Annotated in this window: 17 protein-coding genes; 6 read left to right on the top strand and 11 right to left on the bottom strand. The window is 66.8% G+C overall.

The genetic code is table 11. The features are described from left to right. Positions 1-109: 109 nt before the first annotated feature. From ACZLZQ_RS16930 to ACZLZQ_RS16910, 5 genes are read right to left on the bottom strand one after another with little or no spacing between them, the layout of a single operon-like run. Positions 110-1,573 (bottom strand): aldehyde dehydrogenase, encoded by a 1,464-nt coding sequence (locus ACZLZQ_RS16930; protein WP_472950367.1) that lies wholly within the window; start codon positions 1,571-1,573, stop codon positions 110-112. Positions 1,574-1,578: 5 nt separating this feature from the next. Beyond that, complete coding sequence (locus ACZLZQ_RS16925) at positions 1,579-2,619, bottom strand: LLM class flavin-dependent oxidoreductase (RefSeq protein ID WP_472950366.1); 1,041 nt, start codon at positions 2,617-2,619, stop codon at positions 1,579-1,581. Between the two features lie 3 nt (positions 2,620-2,622). Further along, complete coding sequence (locus tag ACZLZQ_RS16920) at positions 2,623-3,549, bottom strand: flavin reductase (protein WP_472950365.1); 927 nt, start codon at positions 3,547-3,549, stop codon at positions 2,623-2,625. A 23-nt stretch (positions 3,550-3,572) separates the two neighbouring features. Further along, a complete protein-coding gene (locus ACZLZQ_RS16915) occupies positions 3,573-4,358 on the bottom strand; it encodes an alpha/beta fold hydrolase (protein WP_472950364.1) in 786 nt (261 codons plus the stop codon). Beyond that, a complete protein-coding gene (locus ACZLZQ_RS16910) occupies positions 4,333-4,929 on the bottom strand; it encodes an amino acid synthesis family protein (RefSeq protein ID WP_472950363.1) in 597 nt (198 codons plus the stop codon). The genes ACZLZQ_RS16915 and ACZLZQ_RS16910 overlap by 26 nt, the downstream gene beginning before the upstream one ends. A 108-nt stretch (positions 4,930-5,037) precedes the next feature. Here ACZLZQ_RS16910 and ACZLZQ_RS16905 point away from each other — a divergent pair, with 108 nt between their 5' ends. Beyond that, a complete protein-coding gene (locus ACZLZQ_RS16905; protein ID WP_472950362.1) occupies positions 5,038-5,298 on the top strand; it encodes a hypothetical protein in 261 nt (86 codons plus the stop codon). Positions 5,299-5,348: 50 nt separating this feature from the next. On the opposite strand, the gene ACZLZQ_RS16900 is transcribed toward ACZLZQ_RS16905, so the two are convergent. Further along, a complete protein-coding gene (locus tag ACZLZQ_RS16900) occupies positions 5,349-5,483 on the bottom strand; it encodes a hypothetical protein (RefSeq protein WP_472950361.1) in 135 nt (44 codons plus the stop codon). An 18-nt stretch (positions 5,484-5,501) separates the two neighbouring features. Here ACZLZQ_RS16900 and ACZLZQ_RS16895 point away from each other — a divergent pair, with 18 nt between their 5' ends. Both ACZLZQ_RS16895 and ACZLZQ_RS16890 read left to right on the top strand, forming a co-directional pair. After that, positions 5,502-7,466, top strand: coding sequence for a putative bifunctional diguanylate cyclase/phosphodiesterase (locus tag ACZLZQ_RS16895; RefSeq protein WP_472950360.1), 1,965 nt, complete (start codon positions 5,502-5,504; stop codon positions 7,464-7,466). Positions 7,467-7,563: 97 nt separating this feature from the next. Further along, positions 7,564-7,956 (top strand): MerR family transcriptional regulator, encoded by a 393-nt coding sequence (locus ACZLZQ_RS16890; RefSeq protein ID WP_472933276.1) that lies wholly within the window; start codon positions 7,564-7,566, stop codon positions 7,954-7,956. 46 nt (positions 7,957-8,002) lie between these two features. Here ACZLZQ_RS16890 and ACZLZQ_RS16885 read toward each other — a convergent pair whose 3' ends face one another. Further along, entirely contained in the window at positions 8,003-8,977 is a 975-nt protein-coding gene (locus ACZLZQ_RS16885; protein WP_472950359.1) for an acetyltransferase domain-containing protein, read from the bottom strand. 96 nt (positions 8,978-9,073) lie between these two features. On the opposite strand from ACZLZQ_RS16885, the gene ACZLZQ_RS16880 reads away from it, so the two are divergent. Both ACZLZQ_RS16880 and ACZLZQ_RS16875 read left to right on the top strand, forming a co-directional pair. Then, entirely contained in the window at positions 9,074-9,904 is an 831-nt protein-coding gene (locus ACZLZQ_RS16880; RefSeq protein WP_472950413.1) for an aldo/keto reductase, read from the top strand. A 116-nt stretch (positions 9,905-10,020) separates the two neighbouring features. Further along, the gene (locus ACZLZQ_RS16875) at positions 10,021-10,857 is read left to right on the top strand and encodes a YdcF family protein (RefSeq protein ID WP_472950358.1); all 837 of its coding nucleotides are present in this window, start codon (positions 10,021-10,023) and stop codon (positions 10,855-10,857) included. A gap of 11 nt (positions 10,858-10,868) precedes the next feature. Here the strand turns inward: ACZLZQ_RS16875 and ACZLZQ_RS16870 are convergent, their stop codons facing one another. After that, positions 10,869-11,177, bottom strand: a complete 309-nt coding sequence (locus ACZLZQ_RS16870; protein ID WP_472950357.1) for a DUF3253 domain-containing protein — start codon at positions 11,175-11,177, stop codon at positions 10,869-10,871. 2 nt (positions 11,178-11,179) lie between these two features. Continuing rightward, the gene (locus ACZLZQ_RS16865) at positions 11,180-11,881 is read right to left on the bottom strand and encodes a DUF599 domain-containing protein (RefSeq protein ID WP_472950356.1); all 702 of its coding nucleotides are present in this window, start codon (positions 11,879-11,881) and stop codon (positions 11,180-11,182) included. A gap of 807 nt (positions 11,882-12,688) precedes the next feature. Between ACZLZQ_RS16865 and ACZLZQ_RS16860 the strand changes: the two genes are divergently transcribed. Continuing rightward, a complete protein-coding gene (locus tag ACZLZQ_RS16860; protein WP_472950355.1) occupies positions 12,689-13,123 on the top strand; it encodes a DUF1489 family protein in 435 nt (144 codons plus the stop codon). A gap of 130 nt (positions 13,124-13,253) precedes the next feature. Here the strand turns inward: ACZLZQ_RS16860 and ACZLZQ_RS16855 are convergent, their stop codons facing one another. Next, complete coding sequence (locus tag ACZLZQ_RS16855) at positions 13,254-13,517, bottom strand: hypothetical protein (RefSeq protein ID WP_472933283.1); 264 nt, start codon at positions 13,515-13,517, stop codon at positions 13,254-13,256. A 142-nt stretch (positions 13,518-13,659) separates the two neighbouring features. Next, the gene (locus tag ACZLZQ_RS16850; RefSeq protein WP_472950354.1) at positions 13,660-15,141 is read right to left on the bottom strand and encodes a serine hydrolase; all 1,482 of its coding nucleotides are present in this window, start codon (positions 15,139-15,141) and stop codon (positions 13,660-13,662) included. Positions 15,142-15,671: the final 530 nt, after the last annotated feature.

The raw sequence follows: 15,671 nt of genomic DNA, 5'->3' as shown, positions 1-15,671 counted from the left end.
CTGCTGCGACTGGGATGCCGCCAGCGCGGCGATAAGGGTCTTCTTAATGTCATCCTCCCAGTTGGTGCGTGTTGAGCTGTTCCGGCCCCGGCCTTGCGACGTTCGGCCGTCAGCGCATGACGAACGGATCCGGAATCGGATCGTCTGATGTCCGCAGCCAGACCGTCTTGGTGCGTGTGTAGTCGAGGGCGGCGGCAAGTCCCCCCTCGCGTCCATGGCCGGACATCTTCGTGCCCCCGAACGGCGCGATGGGCGAAACGGCGCGGTAGGTGTTGACCCAGACGACGCCAGCCCGGAGAGCCCGCACCATCCGGTGGGCTTTGGCGAGGTTGGTCGTGAAGACGCCGGACGCGAGGCCGAAGCGCGTGTCGTTGGCGATCTCGATCGCTTCGGTTTCGGTCGTAAAGGACACGGCGGAGAGGACGGGTCCGAAGAACTCCTCCGCCAACGCCGGCGAGCCGCCGCCGTCACAGTCGAGAAGGGTCGGCGGGTAGAAGTGGCCGGCGCCGTCCGGCACGCGTCCCCCCGTCAGGATACGCGCGCCGGCCGCGACCGCGCGGTCGACCAGCGCCTGGATGTGCTCGCGCTGGCGAAGCGTGCAGAGCGGACCGACCTCCGTCGACATCTCCAGCGGCGCGCCGATGGCGAAGCGCTCCGCCTTCTCGCGGAGCATCGCGAGGAAGCGGTCCTTGACGCTGCGCTCCACCACGAGGCGCGAGCCGGCGACGCAGCTCTGGCCGGTCGCCGCGAAAATCGCGGCAACCTGCGCATTGGCGGCGCTGGCGAGATCGGCATCCGCGAAGACCACGAACGGCGACTTGCCGCCCAGCTCCAGCGAGGTCGATGCAAGGTTCTCAGCCGTGCCGCGCACGACATGGCGTGCCGTCTCCGGACCCCCGGTGAAGGCCACATGGGCGACGAGGGGATGGCGCGTCAGCGCCAAGCCGCAGGACGGACCGAAACCGGTGATGACGTTGACGACGCCCGCGGGAAAGCCCGCCTCGTGGACGAGCCGCGCGAAATGCAGCAGCGGCGCGGGGCCATCCTCGGACGCCTTGACGACCAGCGTGCACCCGGCGGCGAGAGCCGGTCCGATCTTGACGGCGGCGAGGAAGAGCTGGCTGTTCCACGGCACGATCGCGGCGACGACGCCGATCGGTTCGCGGCGGGTCCAGACCTCCATGTCCAGCTTGTCGATCGGCAGCACTGCGCCCTCGATCTTGTCGGCAAGGCCGGCATAATAGCGATAGTAGTCGGCGACGTAGGCGATCTGCGCCGACGTCTCGCGGATGATCTTGCCGGTGTCCCGCGTTTCGAGTTCCGCGAGTTCCCCGGCGTGCGCCGCAACGAGATCGGCGAGGCGGTAGAGGAGGCGGCCGCGGGCGCTGGCCGTCAGTTTCGGCCAGTCGCCTTCGCGAAGGGCGCGGTCTGCCGCCCGCACCGCGCGGTCGACGTCGGCCTCGCGCGCCTCCGGCATGTCGGCCCAGGTCTCGCCGGTCGACGGGTCGAGGCTGGCGAAGCTCGCCTCGCCGTCGGTGAAGGCGCCGTCGATGTAGCTTTGGAACCGCCGCATCTGCTTCACTCCGCGAAGGCCGGCATCACGTCGGCGATAAAGCGCTCCAGCGAGGCCCGCTTGCGCTCGAAGGGCATGCCAGTGTCGATCCAGAACGAGTATTCGTCGTAGCCCATGGCCTCGTAGGCCTTGATGCGACCGATGACTGCCTCCGCGTCGCCGACGACGTTGTTGGCGCGCATGACCTCGGGCGAGACCATGGTGTTGGCCGCCAGGTCGTCGGCCGAAAGGCGCTGCATCAGGCCTTGGCTGACAGGGCGCTCGTTCTTGAACCAGGCGAAGAAGTAGTTGTAGTAGACCGACAGCTCGCGCGCGGCCTCCGCGACATCGGCGTCGTCGGAACCGACATAGGTGTGACGAAGCAGCATGATCTTCGGCCGCGCCTTCTCCGGATGCGCCGCGCAGGCCGACTCGAAGCGGTCCATCAGCGTGCGGACCTCGCCGTCATCCTGCCAGAGCGGGGTCACCTGGACGTTGCAGTCGTTGGCGACGGCGAACACGTGGCTGTTCGGATCGCGGGCGGCGACCCAGATCGGCGGTCCCGGCTGCTGCACGGGCTTCGGCGCCGAGGTCGTCGCGGGAAACTGGTAGAACTCGCCCTCATGGGCGTAGTCGCCCGCCCAGAGCGCCTTGGTCGCCGGAATGAGCGCGCGCATGCGCTGCCCGGCGCCCCAGGCGTCGAGGCCGGGATGCAGCCGCTCGTACTCGTAGGAATAGGCACCGCGGGCAATGCCGATATCGAGACGCCCCCCGGTGATGAGATCCGTCATCGCCGCTTCGCCGGCAAGCTTGATCGGGTGCCAGAAGGGCGCGATCACCGTTCCGGTGCCGAGGCGCACGTTCTTCGTCCGGTTGGCGAGAGCGGCGATCGTGACGAACGGGTTCGGCGCGATCGTGAAGTCCATGCCATGGTGCTCGCCGGTCCAGATGGCATGCATCCCGCCTTGGTCCGCGATTTCGCAGAGAGCCAGAAACTCCCGGTAGAGATCCTCCTGGCGCTGGTCCGCGCCGAGCCGCTCCATGTGGACGAAGAGGGAGAACTTCATGGCTCAAGCCCTTCCCGGAAGGGGATGGACCCTTCCCGTCGTTTCATTGCCGATATAGACGCCGAAACTGCCGAGCGTGCTTTCGGCGACGTAGCGGCGCAGGATGTCTGCCGTCTGGGAATTGGCGAGGCGGTCCATCGGCAGGGCGTCGATGGGAAAGAACGTGCCGTCGCTCGGCTCCCCGCGCGCGGCGCTGGCCCGGTAGACGATGTTCTGCTGGCCGCCGGCTCGATCCTCGAACACCGAGAAGAGGTAGCCTGCCGTCGCCGAGACGTTCGTCCGCGACCGAAGGTCGTCCTCGGGCGCCTCCGCCGGATCACGCTCGCCGATCACGGTTCCCGGCAGCGCGAAGCGGTCCGCGCCGGACGGGACCAGGAGGATTTCGCCGGCACGCTCGACCACCGCAGAGACCCGCGTCTCGCCATCCCCGGCCGCACGCAGCGCCTTGGCTTCGAGCGCCGGCGTGAAATAGCCGCCGCGAAAGTAGCCAAGGCCGTTGCGACCGGAGTTTTCGAACCCCGAGACCCGGCCGATCAGGATCGCATGATCGCCCGCGTCGACGATCTGCTCGGCTGTGCAGTCGAACCAGGCTGCGGCCCCCGGGAAGACCGGCGAGCCGGTTGGCCCGTCCTGCCACTCGACTGCCGCAAAACGGTCCTCCACAGGCTTGGCAAAGGTGTTGGAGACGTCCTTCTGATCCTCCGCCAGAACGTTCACCGCAAACGCCCGAGCGGCCGTCATGTTGGCGAAGTTACGGGAGGTCTTGGCGAGGCAGATGAGCAGCAGCGGCGGATCCAGCGACACCGACGCGAAGGAATTCGCCGTGAAGCCGATCGGCGTTCCGTCGCCCGTGCGGCTGGTGACGACGGTGACGCCCGTGGCAAAGGCGCCGAAGGCATCTCGGAGGGCGCGGGGATCGAAGGTGGTCATGCTCGTTTCTCCCAGTTCAGGGGTCAGCGGCGGAGCCAGTCGGCGAGGTGTTGGTTCACTTCGTCCGGGGCGGTGAGGTTCACCATGTGACGGTGTCCACGAATGATCACGGCTCGCCCGTGCGGGGCGGCCTCGGCCATCGCCTGCGCCATTTCAGGCGTCGAGTTCGGATCGCCGTCGCCGGTCATGAACAGTGCCTCGGCGTCGATCTGCGGCCAGGCGTCGGCATAGGTTTCATCGCCGCCGGCAAAGGCGGCATAGGCGGTGGCATAGCCGGCGAGGTCGACACCGGCGAGCCAGTCGCGCGTCAACTGGTAGGCCGTTTCGGTCTCGGCGCCATTCCCGAACCAGCGCCGGAGCGGCCCTTCAAGGTCGACCCCGCCCGCCGCGATCTCTCTCGCCCGCTGCTCGACCGCCGCCCGGGCCTCCGGCGAGCGACGGTGCACGCCGTTGAGAAGGGCGACGCGCCGGATGCGCGGCCCGAAAGTCGCCGCAGCCCCGCCCGAGACCAGGGCGCCCATGGAATGCCCGGCAAGGTTGACCGCGCCGAGACCCAGTTCGTCGATCGTTCGGCCAAGCCATTCGACGAAGGCCTCAAGCGGCGACCCCGCCGGCAAGGCATCGCTGGCGCCATGCCCCGGCAGATCCAGCGCGATGACACGGTGCGTGGACGACAACGCGGCCATTTGCGGTTCCCACGCCTCGAGGCGCATGCCGACGCCGTGGATCAGCAGCAGCGGTTCGCCGCAGCCTGCCTCGCGGAAGGCTGCCCCACCGGGCGTCCTAAACCGAGGCTGGGTTGGAGACATCGTGGCCGAGATCCTTGAGGTCCTGATAGCGGTCGCCGATCCGGTGATGCGGTCGCCCGCCGACCGAGGCGCCGAGCGCAACGAGGATCTCTCCGGCCGCCGGCGCGTCCGGCACGGCGGTCTGGATCGTCAGGTAGTGGGACCGCCGCCCCTCATCGTTCTTGTCCATCAGCGGGATCATCACCGGCGCATTCGCCGGCCCTCGCGTGTTGCAGAAGGCGAGGCAGGACTTGGCACCGACAGCCTGTCGGTAGTGGTTGCCGAAGCGCAGGGTATGGATCAGCGCTGACGCATGCTCGATCTCGCCGTCCAGCCCGACCACGGCCGCCTTGCCGTAGGCTTCGACCGCCTCGCCAGAGCCGACCGCGTCGAGGATCATGCGGGTTAGGAACTCGCCGAGGATCGGGGCGCCCGCATGGATCTCCGGCTTCAGATCCTCGACAAAACCCCGGCCGGCCCACGGATTGCGGACGACGGCGATCGCCGCGAAGAGCTTGAGCGGCATCGGGGCCGCCTTGCCACCTTCAATCAGGGTGGTCTCGACCTGAAGAAGCGTCTTGCGGATTTCCATGGGCGGATCGCTCCCGACGGCGTTGATATCCCGTATCATGGTATACCATAATTGTGACTGTCAATTGCCAGCACTCGTCCGACCTTGCGGCCAACTTGGAAGAGACCTGTGAGCGCTATCGCCGACAATTCCCTTCTGACGGACCAGGCATTTGGCGAAGGCGACTGGCTGTCAGCGGATGGCACGGGACAGAGTTTCGCGGTCCGAGACCGGTTCGACGGCGCAATCCTTGCCATCCTGCCCGACCTCGGCCTCCTCGAGACGCAGCGAGGGATCGATCCAGCATTTCGCAAACCATCGAAACCAAACGCCTGGTATGAAGACAATCGGCAGTACAGCCGGGGCCATATCTTAAGAATGGCAGGCTAGTCGGTAGGCACCTAAGAGCTTGCGGACAGATGATGATCCCACGTGCATGGCTACTCGTAACACTGTCCGTCGTGGGCGGTCTCACCATCGTCGGCGGCATCGTGCTGACGCTCCAGGCAAGCCTTGGAGCGGTCGTCGATAAGACCAACGAGCTGGATGCCGCGCGGACGGAACAGTCGGTCCATGCCGCCGTTGATTCCGCGATGGACAGCCTGGTCGGCATGGTGACCGACAACGCCTACTGGTCCATCGCCTACGAGCAGGTGAACAGCACCAAGCCTGATGTGGACTGGTTCTATGAAACATGGGGGAGCACGGCGGACGTCGGCACGAATTACGACGGCGTCGCGATCCTCAATCCCGACATGAGCGTTTGGTGGGGCCACGCGAAGGGTGTGGATTTCGCCGCGATGGACGGGCTCACTTTCAGCCGCCGCCTCGCGCTTGACGGTATCGTTCTGCCTGGCACCGACAACGCGGTCGCCAAGGGAATTGTCAATCTCGGAGGATTTTTCGCTCTCGTGGCAACCGAGCGTATCCGTCCGACGGAGAGCGATGACGTTCTCGCCGCGCCATCGAACCGTTATCTCCTGATGTACAAGCGGATCGACGGTAATCTTCTCGCGAGCCTGGCATCCATGTTCGACATCGATGGTCTCGCTCTCAATCCGGTCCCGGCCACGGGCGTCGCCGGAATCGACCTCATGTCACCTGCCGGAACCCGCATTGGCGTGTTGACCTGGCAGCCACGTCTACCGGGAGAGGAAGCGGCAGCGGTCGTCCGGCCGAAGGTCACCTCGATCCTTGCTGCCGTCTGTTTGCTCGTCGCCTCGTTCGTCGTCCTCCTGGTCTACGGGTTGCGCCGACTGTCATCGGCGGCGATGCGGCTGCGTGGGGCTCTGCTGACCGACAGCTTGACGGGATTGCCGAACCGAAAGGCGCTGATCTCGAGCTTGGAAAAGACATTTGCCGGACCAAGACGGGCTTCAGCAACACTGGCCTTCATCGACATCGACGGGTTTCAGGAGGTCAACGACACTTATGGGCACGAAGTGGGGGACCGGCTCCTCGTCGCGATAGCCGATAGACTTCTCGATGCCGTTCCCGCAGGCGTCAAACTAGCCCGCATCGGTGGCGACGAGTTCGCTTTCCTCGACCGGATCTCAGAGTCAGACGACCAGGGCACTCGGATCGTCAGCCTCATTCTCGACTGCTTCCGCAACCCGATCGACGTCGGCGGAAGACCGATCATGGTCACCTTGGGCATTGGCATTTCGTCGACGGCGGTCGGAACGTGCGACGTCGAGGAAATGCTGCGACGTGCGGACGTCGCGCTGTCTGCGGCAAAGGACGGGGGGGCGAACCACGCGGTCGCCTTCCATCCAGACCTCGACGAGGGCCGCATCCGGAGAAGCGAGATGGAGGCGGAGTTGCGTCTCGCCATCGATCGAGACGAGTTCGACGTCGTCTACCAGCCCATCGTCGACGCCAGCGGCCGTCACATGCGGGCGGTCGAAGCGCTGCTGCGCTGGCCCCGCCGACCTGCTGGACCGGTTGGCCCTGACGTCTTCATCCCGGTAACGGAGACGAGCGGGCTCATTCACCGCATCGGGCTGAACGTGCTGACACGCGCTTGCACCGATTGGCGCGACAGTCCCGGCGTACGGCTGAGCGTCAACGTGTCGCCCGTCCAGTTCCATGATCCGCGCTTCGAGGAGAACGTGGCCGACGTACTGAAGGCCACGGGGTTTCCCGGGGATCGCCTCGACCTTGAACTGACCGAGGGATACCTCATCGATCAGCCGACCCGGGCGAAGGAGGCGATGGGGAACCTCAGGGCTCTCGGGATCGGCATCGCCCTTGACGATTTCGGCACCGGCTACACCAGCATCGGCTACCTCCGGGAATATCGCTTCGACCGTATCAAGATCGACAAGTCGCTGGCCAGCCGGGTGGACGTCGACGCGGAAGCTGCGGTGATGGTCGCCGGGACCGTCACGATCGCCAACGGTCTGGGCATGAAGGTTACAGCCGAAGGGGTGGAGACGGAGGAGCAAGCCGTCTTGCTGGGCCTTGCCGGATGTCACCTCCTCCAGGGGTATGCCTTCGGCCGTCCCGCCGGGATCCAGAGCTATCGGCCTGAAGAGGCACTACTTTTGTCCGCCTGAGGAACTGGAGCAGCAGCCATGACCTCAGCCCCCGGCACCAAATTGACTTTTACGTAAGTCTTCCGGCAGACAAGGTGGTTCGACCCGGGGAATGCCGATGCGCGATTACTACACCATCACCGAACTGACCCGCGAGTTCGACATCTCGACGCGGACCATCCGCTTCTATGAGGACGAAGGGCTGATCGCGCCGATCCGGCGCGGGCGCACCCGGCTTTTCCGCCATTCCGACCGGCAGCTCCTGAAGATGATCCTGCGCGGCAAGCGGCTCGGCTTCTCGATCGCGGAGATCCGCGAGATCATGCAGATGTACAAGACGCCGCCGGGCGAGGCTGGGCAGCTGCGGGCCATCGTCCGCCGCGTCAGCGAGAAGCGCCGCGAACTCGAGCAGAAACGGCACGACATCGATGAGCTCCTGGCTGAGCTCGACAATGCCGAGGAGGCTTGCCTCACCCGTATGGCAGAGCTCGGCGTGACGCAGGCCAGCTGACGGCCCGGTCTTTTTCCACGCACTGAGGCGCTGCTGCCGGTTCCTCTCAGGGCGCCGGCGCCGAGCAGGCGTAGACCATGTCGCTGACCCGGTCGTTCTCCGCCGGGCTCGTGGTGCCGTCGATCAGTTTCTGCAGGAGGTCCTCGGCCGTCAGCTTCTCGCCGACGCAGCTGCAATAGCGCGTGCAGAAGGCCTCGTCGGCCCGCTCGGCGATGCAGCCGCGCCGGCAGTCGCCGAGGAGCATTGCTGCCGGATCGGGCGGCGACACCTGCGCGAAGACCCAGACGAGCCCGATCAGCAACGGCTGGTGCAGGAGATAGAACAGCAGCGAGTGCCGACCGATGAAGGCGAGCCGGCGGAACCGGACGAGGCGGGGGTTCAGCCGGGCGAGGGCGCCCCACCAGCCGCGATCCGTCGCCAGCTGCGACACCGCCATGCCGATCAGCACCGCGCCGAACCAGGGAAACAGCGGCACGAAATCGTTTGACGTCGGCGCGGTCTCGGCCATGCCGATCCACGCGAGCCCGCGCGGATTGGTGAGCACCGTCTCGTAGACCTGCGGCAAGGCGATCACGGCGATGCCGACGGCTGCCGTCACGAAGAAGGGCAGGCGGAGGAAGGCGAGGCCGAGAAGGCTCGCCAGCGCGATCTGGTGCAGGATGCCGAAGAACACGAAGCCGTTCGGCGTCGCAAAGTAGGTCACGATGGTGATTGCCGCCGCCCCGGCCGCGACCTGCGCCAGCCGCTTGCCGAAAGGCCGCCAGCGAACCCCCCGCGCATGCGCCAGCACCAGGCTGACGCCGGCGAGGAACAGGAAGCTTGAGGCGATGCAGCGCGCGAACAGCTTCCAGCCGCCGTGGCCGGTCAGGCCCCGCTCGACATAGCCGAAGAACTCGAGATCCCAGGTGAAGTGGTAGACCGCCATGGCCAGCAGCGCGACGCCGCGCAGCACGTCGAGCCCGTCGATCCGATGCGTGGCCTTGCCGGCCGGGATCACGGCATCCCTCTGGCTCTCGGACATGTCGGCCCCTCCTGCGATTGGACAGCCGGGGCGTTTAGCCTATCTCAGCCTGAGAGGCGCCCCGGGGGCGCCGTGATGACACAGAAAGACCAAGGCATGAAGATCATCGAGGCAAACGGCGCGCGCATTCCCGCGATCGGCTATGGCACTTGGACGCTGAAGGGCGACGACTGCGCCGACATGGTGGCCCGCGCCATCGAGGCCGGCTACCGCCACATCGACACGGCGGCCATGTACGACAACGAGAAGGCCGTCGGCGAGGGCATCCGCCGCTCCGGCATCGCCCGCAACGACCTCTTCGTGACCACCAAGGTCTGGTGGGAGAACATCGCCGCCGGCGCGCTGCAGCGCTCGGCCGCCGAATCGATCGACAAGCTCGGCATCGGCGCCGTCGATCTGTTCCTGATCCACTGGCCGAACCCGGCGGTACCGCTCGAGGAGTCGATCGGCGCGCTGAACGAGACGATCACCGCCGGCCAGACCAGGCACATCGGCCTCGGCAACTTCACCAGTACCATGCTCGACGAGGCGGTGGCGCTGTCGGCGGCGCCGATCGCCTGCAACCAGGTCGAATATCACCCGCTGCTGTCGCAGGACGCCATCCACGCCGCTTGCCTGCGCCACGGCATGGCGATGGTCGCGTATTCGCCGGTCGGGCAAGGCGGCGAGATCCTGTCTCACCCGCTGATCGCGGGCCTTGCGGCCCAGTACGGGAAGACGCCGGCGCAGATCGTGCTGCGCTGGGAGGTCCAGCAGGACGGCGTCGCCGCCATCCCGCGCACCAAGACCGTCGCGCGCCTTGCCGAAAACCTCGCCGTCTTCGACTTCGAACTGTCGGCCGAGGACCATGCCTCGGTCACGGCGCTGACGACCGCGCGCAAGCGTCTCGTCAACCCGGGTTTCGCGCCGAACTGGGACCGGATCTGAGCAAGCCTCGGCCACGGCCGAGCGAATTCCCCCCTGGCGCCATTGCGCTGCCCGGGGTAGCGCAGGGCGAAAGCGGCGCGTAAGCGGGGCACCTGTCCAGTTGGAAGGGGTGCCCTTTGTTCTTCGCCGTCTCGAAAGTCGCCTGGTTCCTGATCCAGCCGCTGGTCGCCGTCATGGTGCTGGGCGGCATCGGTCTCTTGCTGCGGCTGCTGCGGTTTCGCCGAATGGGAACGGCGATCATGTCGCTGGCCGCCGTCGTGCTCGTCATCGTCTCGTTGTCGCCGCTCGGCCTCGTGATGACCGCCGAACTCGAGAACCGCTTCCCGCCGCCGGTGCTTCCCGAGAAGGTTGACGGCATCGTCGTCCTCGGCGGAAGCTTTGATACGCGCGTTGCCAAGACGCGCGGCGAGCCGGAGCTGAACGAGGCCGGCGACCGCATCACCGCCGCCATGGGCCTGGCGCGGCGTTATCCCGAGGCGAGGGTGGTCTTCACTGGCGGGGTCGCGGCCCTCTTCGACGATGATATCGCCGAGGTCGTCTCGGCCAAGCAGATCTTTACCGCGCTCGGCCTCTCCGAAGACCGGCTGCTGCTCGAGGGCAAGGCCCGCAACACCGCCGAGAATGCCGTCTACACCAAGGCGATGGCGAGCCCAAAGCCCGGCGAGACCTGGCTGCTCATCACCTCGGCCTGGCACATGCCGCGCAGCGTCGGCTGCTTCCGCAAGGCCGGTTTCGACGTCATTCCCTATCCCGTCGATTTTCGCACACCGCTCGGGCCGGACATCTGGTCGCCTTCGACCACCGCGACCCGCAACCTCGAAAAGGTGCATTTCGCCTTCCGTGAATATGTCGGCCTGCTCGCCTACTGGATGACCGACCGCACCGACGCACTGTTCCCAGCGCCGCTGCCCGTGCCGGCGGCCGGTGCCGCGCCATCCGCGCCGGCGGCCTGATCGCCGCCTGCCTATTCCTCGGCCGGCGCCGTCCCGTTCCCGGCCTCGTCGCCGTCCCCGCCGGCGTCGTCAGCCCGCGGGTGGCCGATCCGGTAGATGCCCTTAAAATCCTCGGGGTCGACGATTTTCCCTTTGCGGCGGATGGTCAGCTGGCCCTCGGCGGCAAGGCGCACGGCCTCGGCGCGGATCGGCTTCATCAAAAGGCGCCAGGCCTTCTCGTCGGACCCTGCGATGGCGCGCGCCACCTCGGACGGGCAGAGGGTTTTCTCCCCGGCGCGCTCCGAGAGCATGCTGAGGATCGTCTCGGACATTTCGGTCATGCTCACTCGCCTTCGAACGGATCGCCGGCGGCATAGCGCGCCCGCGAGAAGAATTGCCGGTGCGCGAGGATCGCGATCACGAACAGCGTGGTCGCGATGAAGGCGTAGGCACCGAGGAACCAGCCGAGATAGGCGAGGCCGAAGAAAATGCCGCGCAGGCCGGCATTGAAGTTTTTGGCCGCCAGCGCGTTCATCAGGCCGGCGCTGCGCACGGCCTGCTGGGCCTTGGCCGGGTTGAGTTCGGCGTCGGCCCGCATCGGGATCGCGCCGATCAGGATGGTGCAGTAGTTGAACAGTCGGTAGGCCCAGCCGAACTTGAAGAAGGCATAGGCGAAGACCGCCACCAGCCCGAGCAGCTTGGCCTCGACGAGGCCCCGGTCGAGTTCGCCGTGGAAGGGGAGGTCGGCGGCGATCGTCGCGATCTGCTCGGCCGATCCCAGCAGCGCAAAGCAGCCGCCGATGGCGAAGATGCAGGCTGAGGCGAAGAAGGCGGTGCCTTGCTGCAAGCCGGCCATGATGGCGGTGTCGATCATCCGCAGATCGCGGCCGAGCGTCACCTGCATCCAGCGCCGGCGCTGGGCGTTCATCGCCTGGCTCAGCCCGTATTTGGCCCAGGGGCTGTGTTCGGTCAGCCAGTTGTAGGCAAACCAGCCGACGAGAAAGATGCCGATCGCCACGGCGTCGCTGGAATCGAAGGTCGCCATCGCTCTTTCCGCTTGCCGCTGCCGAACCGGCAGCCTTTCGCCCGATCCGACTAGCATTGCCGCGCCGGAGCCGCAAAGCCGCGCTCGCCCCGTACCCATCATTCCGTCCGTTTTCAGCAGCCTGCGCGTCTGCTTCGACAGAGCGTGCACCCGCACTTCGCAAGGAGACGGCAGCCGGCAAGACCGCCCAAGGCCACCAGAATATTTACCTATAATTGGTATTTACAGGTTCTATCTGTCGTGAGCATGCATTCGATAGTTGACTAGAATTATTTCCTACCAGAAGTTATTCCTACAACCGACGGTCCGTGACATGGTGTGGATGTCGCCGGGACGGCGCGGTGGGGCCCCGCCGAACCATCCTGCGACAGTTCGGATTCGTTCTCCGTCACGGGAAAACGGACGCATGCGGGCCGATGCCTGAGACAGCCCAAGTCCATCCGGCGCCGGAGGGACAGATCGGGCCGAGGCAAAGACCTGCCGGCGGCGGCAAGGGCCTTGGCCGGGCCCGCGCCGCGATGGACGACCCGGGGTTGGCGCCCCGGCAGGAGGCCCCGGCCGCGGATCCTCAACGGGTTTTTCGCGGCCGGCGGGAAGGGCAGACGGCGGGGTTGCGAGCCGCCGTGCAGGAACGCGAAGACGCCGGAGCTTCTTTTCGCTACCGCAGTCCGGCGTCCGCCGTTTCCTAGAACACCCGGCCGGCAACGGCGCGGGAACACGCACCCGTGTGTGCACATCGCAACCGCCGGCCGGCTCCGCACCCACCTTCGCTTGACGCGGCCGGGCGCGGCGCGGCAGAAGATGCGCATGCCTCTCCACATGGTCAAACTCTGCGTCGGCGCCGATTCCGTCGAGGATCTCCAGTCCTGGGTCGCCGAGCGTCTGGCGACGGCCACGCGCACCGGCCAGCCGGCCGAGCAGTTCCACCAGACCCGCATGGTGCCGAAGCGCATGGAGGAGATCCTCGATCGCGGCTCGCTCTACTGGGTGATCAAGGGCAAGGTGCAGGTGCGCCAGCCGATCCTCGCCTTCCGGCCGGTGGTCGACGCCGAGGGCATCAAGCGCTGCCGGATCGTGCTGGAGCCAAGTTTCATCCTGACCGACTGGCAGCCGCGCCGCGCCTTCCAGGGCTGGCGCTACCTGACGCCGGAAGAGGCGCCGGGCGATATCAATGCCGGCGGCGACATGGCCTCCATGCCGCCGGAACTGCGCCGCGAGCTCGCCGATCTCGGCCTGCTCTGACGGCTTGGCGCTTATGCTCGCCGATCCCGCCGAGTGAGGCGCTCCGGCCTGCCGTATCGTCCGCAACGTGATCCTTCCAACCCAAGCCCATACGTCTAGATCGGACGCGCCGGCCCGATCACGGCAGGCTTTAGCGAAAGCGCAGCCGGATCGCCGGCACGCCCTGCGGCGTGCGCACGCGCAGCCGCGAATGCGCGACCGGCTGCGAAGCGCGCCAGGCGCGGGCGCCGTGGCAGAGCAGCAGGCCGACGAGATCCTTCGCCTTCAGCGCCGAACGGCCCTCGCGGAATTCGCCGATCCGGCGGGACGCCTGCTGCATCGGGTGCAGGCCGGCGACCGGCGCGCCGCTGCGGCGGCCGCTGTTGAAGTCGAGGATTTCCTGGTCGACGCTCATCACTGAAGTCCTCGATACGAAGGGTCTGGTTGCCGGTCCGGCGGTCGAAATTCTGGGCGCACGAAGCCTGTCGGTCCCGAGAGGGTCCGCTGGAGCGTCGTGCTAGTGGTCGATCAGGTGAGGCGGCCGCGGGGCCGCCGGGTTAGTTGGCCACGGCGTAGCAGTTGTAGGACTGCTTCTTCAGCGCGGCGCAGGCCTGTCCGGCCTCGCTCTTCGACTGGAAGCCGGCAAAGCGGGCGCGGTAGAGGGCGCCGGAGCCGCTGCCGACTTGCTCGGTATAGCTCTCGGCCTGGATGAGCGCGGAACCGCCCTTGCGCTTGGCTTCCGACAGCATGTCCATGGCCCGGTCCTTGTCCGGCATGGCGGCGATCTGGACGACCCAGGGCGAAAAAGCGATGCCACCCAGGGCACCCTTTATAGAACCAGTCGTCGTCGGGTCGAAATCCTCCCCGCCGGGGATCGAGCCGGGTGGAACCGGCGCGAGCGCGTTGGCGGTCGGGATCCGGCTCGGCCGCGTCTTCGGCGTGGTCAGCGCCTCGCGCAGCGCCGCGCGCCCGACGATCGGGCGCGCCGGGGTGCCGGCGATGCGGGCGATGGCGTGGCCGGCATCGGCGTCCGCGCCATAGGCTTCGGCGATCCGCTCGTTGATGGTCTCGCGCATCCGCGGCAGCGGCACGCGGCTCGGCGCGGCGTAGGAGGCCTCCGGCTCCGGCGCCAGTGCGGCGACGGTGACGCGCGGCTCGGTCGGGCGCGGCTGCGCGATCAACTGGCCGCCGTCCCGGGTGCTGGCCGCAGCGAGGTACTTGGTCAGGAGGTCCGCCATGTGCTTGTCGCGCGCGGCGGCACTCGCGCCGCCCATCACCACGCCGACGATCTTCTTGTCGTCGCGCATCAGCGAGGAGACGAGGTTGAAGCCGGAGGCGTTGATATAGCCGGTCTTGATGCCGTCGACGCCCTGGATCTTGCCGACCAGCCGGTTGTGGCCGTTGATCTGCCGGCCGCGGAAGTTGAACGACTTAGTCTTGAAGAACGCGAACTCGCGCGGAAAATGCTCGCGCAGCGCGATGCCGAGCGTCGCCATGTCGCGGGCGGTGGTCGTCTGGCCGGGATTGGGCAGGCCGTTGGCATTGCGGAAGGTGGTGCGGCTCATGCCGAGCTGGCGAGCCTTGGCGGTCATCTGCTGGGCGAAGGCGGCTTCCGAGCCGGCCAGCTGTTCGGCGATCACCACCGAGGCGTCGTTGGCCGACAGCGTCACCAGGCCGAGAATCGCCTCCTGCACGGTAAGGGTCGAGCCGACCTTCAGCCGCAGCTTGGTCGGCGGCCGGGCGGCGGCGTAGGCCGAGACCTTCATCGGCGTCTGCAGCGAGACGCGCTTCGCCCTCATGGCGTCGAACAGCATGTAGAGCGTCATCATCTTGGTCAGCGAGGCCGGGAAGCGCTGATCGTCGGCATTCTTCGAGAAGAGCACCTTGCCGTTGTTGGCGTCGATGACGAAGCCGGCATAGCGCTCTTCGGCGCTGGCAAAGGCGGAAGACTGAAGGAGAAGGGTGGCGGTCACCGCGACGATACCGACACGTTTGGCGAGCGGGGCGTCGAGCTTCATCTTCGTCATCGTCTTACGCACGAGGCTACTCTCTCGGTTCGGTCTGGAGGCAGCAGGGGAATGCCGCCGCAGAAGGTGAGGGAGCCCGAACCAGGAACATTGTCCGGACGCCTCTTCGATGAAACCGAGATTAACGGCACCGCCTTACCAATCCGTTTATGGTTGCCGGAACGTTGTCATCGCAAGTGCAAAGCGTCCACTTCGTGCCGGTTGCGGGCATCGCGGCCCCCGGCGGAAGTGCGGCATCTCCCCACACGACAGATTGAACCGGGACGGCGACAGTGAAATGCTGAGCACCGCATGTCGCCTTCACGCCCCGGCGAGTCGGCATGCCGGCCGAAGGGTCAGGCAGTCCCCGGCCTCGCCGGAAGGCGGTGAAAAGCGGGAGAAGAATGGCAAGGGTGTGACGGCCGCGCGAAACACCACCGTGAGGTTCGCATTGGCTCGGGGCCTCGTCGCGGAGAGAATGAATGGCCATGTTAGAGGCGTCCCCGACATTGGAAAAGCGTCCGGTTGATAGCGCCTTGGCCGGCGCTGTGGGGCGCTTCATA

The organism is Mesocryomonas lacus, assembly GCF_055730105.2.
This window is presented reverse-complemented; position numbering and strand designations above follow the sequence as displayed.

What these genes read in the sequence shown, in the direction of transcription:
- ACZLZQ_RS16910 (WP_472950363.1), bottom strand. Translation starts at nt 4,929, where the DNA reads ATGGAAATCCGCAAGACGCTTCTTCAGGTCGAGACCACCCTGATTGAA.
- ACZLZQ_RS16895 (WP_472950360.1), top strand. Translation starts at nt 5,502, where the DNA reads ATGGACAGCCTGGTCGGCATGGTGACCGACAACGCCTACTGGTCCATC.
- ACZLZQ_RS16880 (WP_472950413.1), top strand. Translation starts at nt 9,074, where the DNA reads ATGAAGATCATCGAGGCAAACGGCGCGCGCATTCCCGCGATCGGCTAT.
- ACZLZQ_RS16860 (WP_472950355.1), top strand. Translation starts at nt 12,689, where the DNA reads ATGCCTCTCCACATGGTCAAACTCTGCGTCGGCGCCGATTCCGTCGAG.
- ACZLZQ_RS16900 (WP_472950361.1), bottom strand. Translation starts at nt 5,483, where the DNA reads ATGGACCGACTGTTCCGTCCGCGCGGCATCCAGCTCGTTGGTCTTATC.
- ACZLZQ_RS16920 (WP_472950365.1), bottom strand. Translation starts at nt 3,549, where the DNA reads ATGACCACCTTCGATCCCCGCGCCCTCCGAGATGCCTTCGGCGCCTTT.
- ACZLZQ_RS16930 (WP_472950367.1), bottom strand. Translation starts at nt 1,573, where the DNA reads ATGCGGCGGTTCCAAAGCTACATCGACGGCGCCTTCACCGACGGCGAG.
- ACZLZQ_RS16885 (WP_472950359.1), bottom strand. Translation starts at nt 8,977, where the DNA reads ATGTCCGAGAGCCAGAGGGATGCCGTGATCCCGGCCGGCAAGGCCACG.
- ACZLZQ_RS16890 (WP_472933276.1), top strand. Translation starts at nt 7,564, where the DNA reads ATGCGCGATTACTACACCATCACCGAACTGACCCGCGAGTTCGACATC.
- ACZLZQ_RS16870 (WP_472950357.1), bottom strand. Translation starts at nt 11,177, where the DNA reads ATGACCGAAATGTCCGAGACGATCCTCAGCATGCTCTCGGAGCGCGCC.
- ACZLZQ_RS16925 (WP_472950366.1), bottom strand. Translation starts at nt 2,619, where the DNA reads ATGAAGTTCTCCCTCTTCGTCCACATGGAGCGGCTCGGCGCGGACCAG.
- ACZLZQ_RS16915 (WP_472950364.1), bottom strand. Translation starts at nt 4,358, where the DNA reads ATGTCTCCAACCCAGCCTCGGTTTAGGACGCCCGGTGGGGCAGCCTTC.
- ACZLZQ_RS16855 (WP_472933283.1), bottom strand. Translation starts at nt 13,517, where the DNA reads ATGAGCGTCGACCAGGAAATCCTCGACTTCAACAGCGGCCGCCGCAGC.
- ACZLZQ_RS16865 (WP_472950356.1), bottom strand. Translation starts at nt 11,881, where the DNA reads ATGGCGACCTTCGATTCCAGCGACGCCGTGGCGATCGGCATCTTTCTC.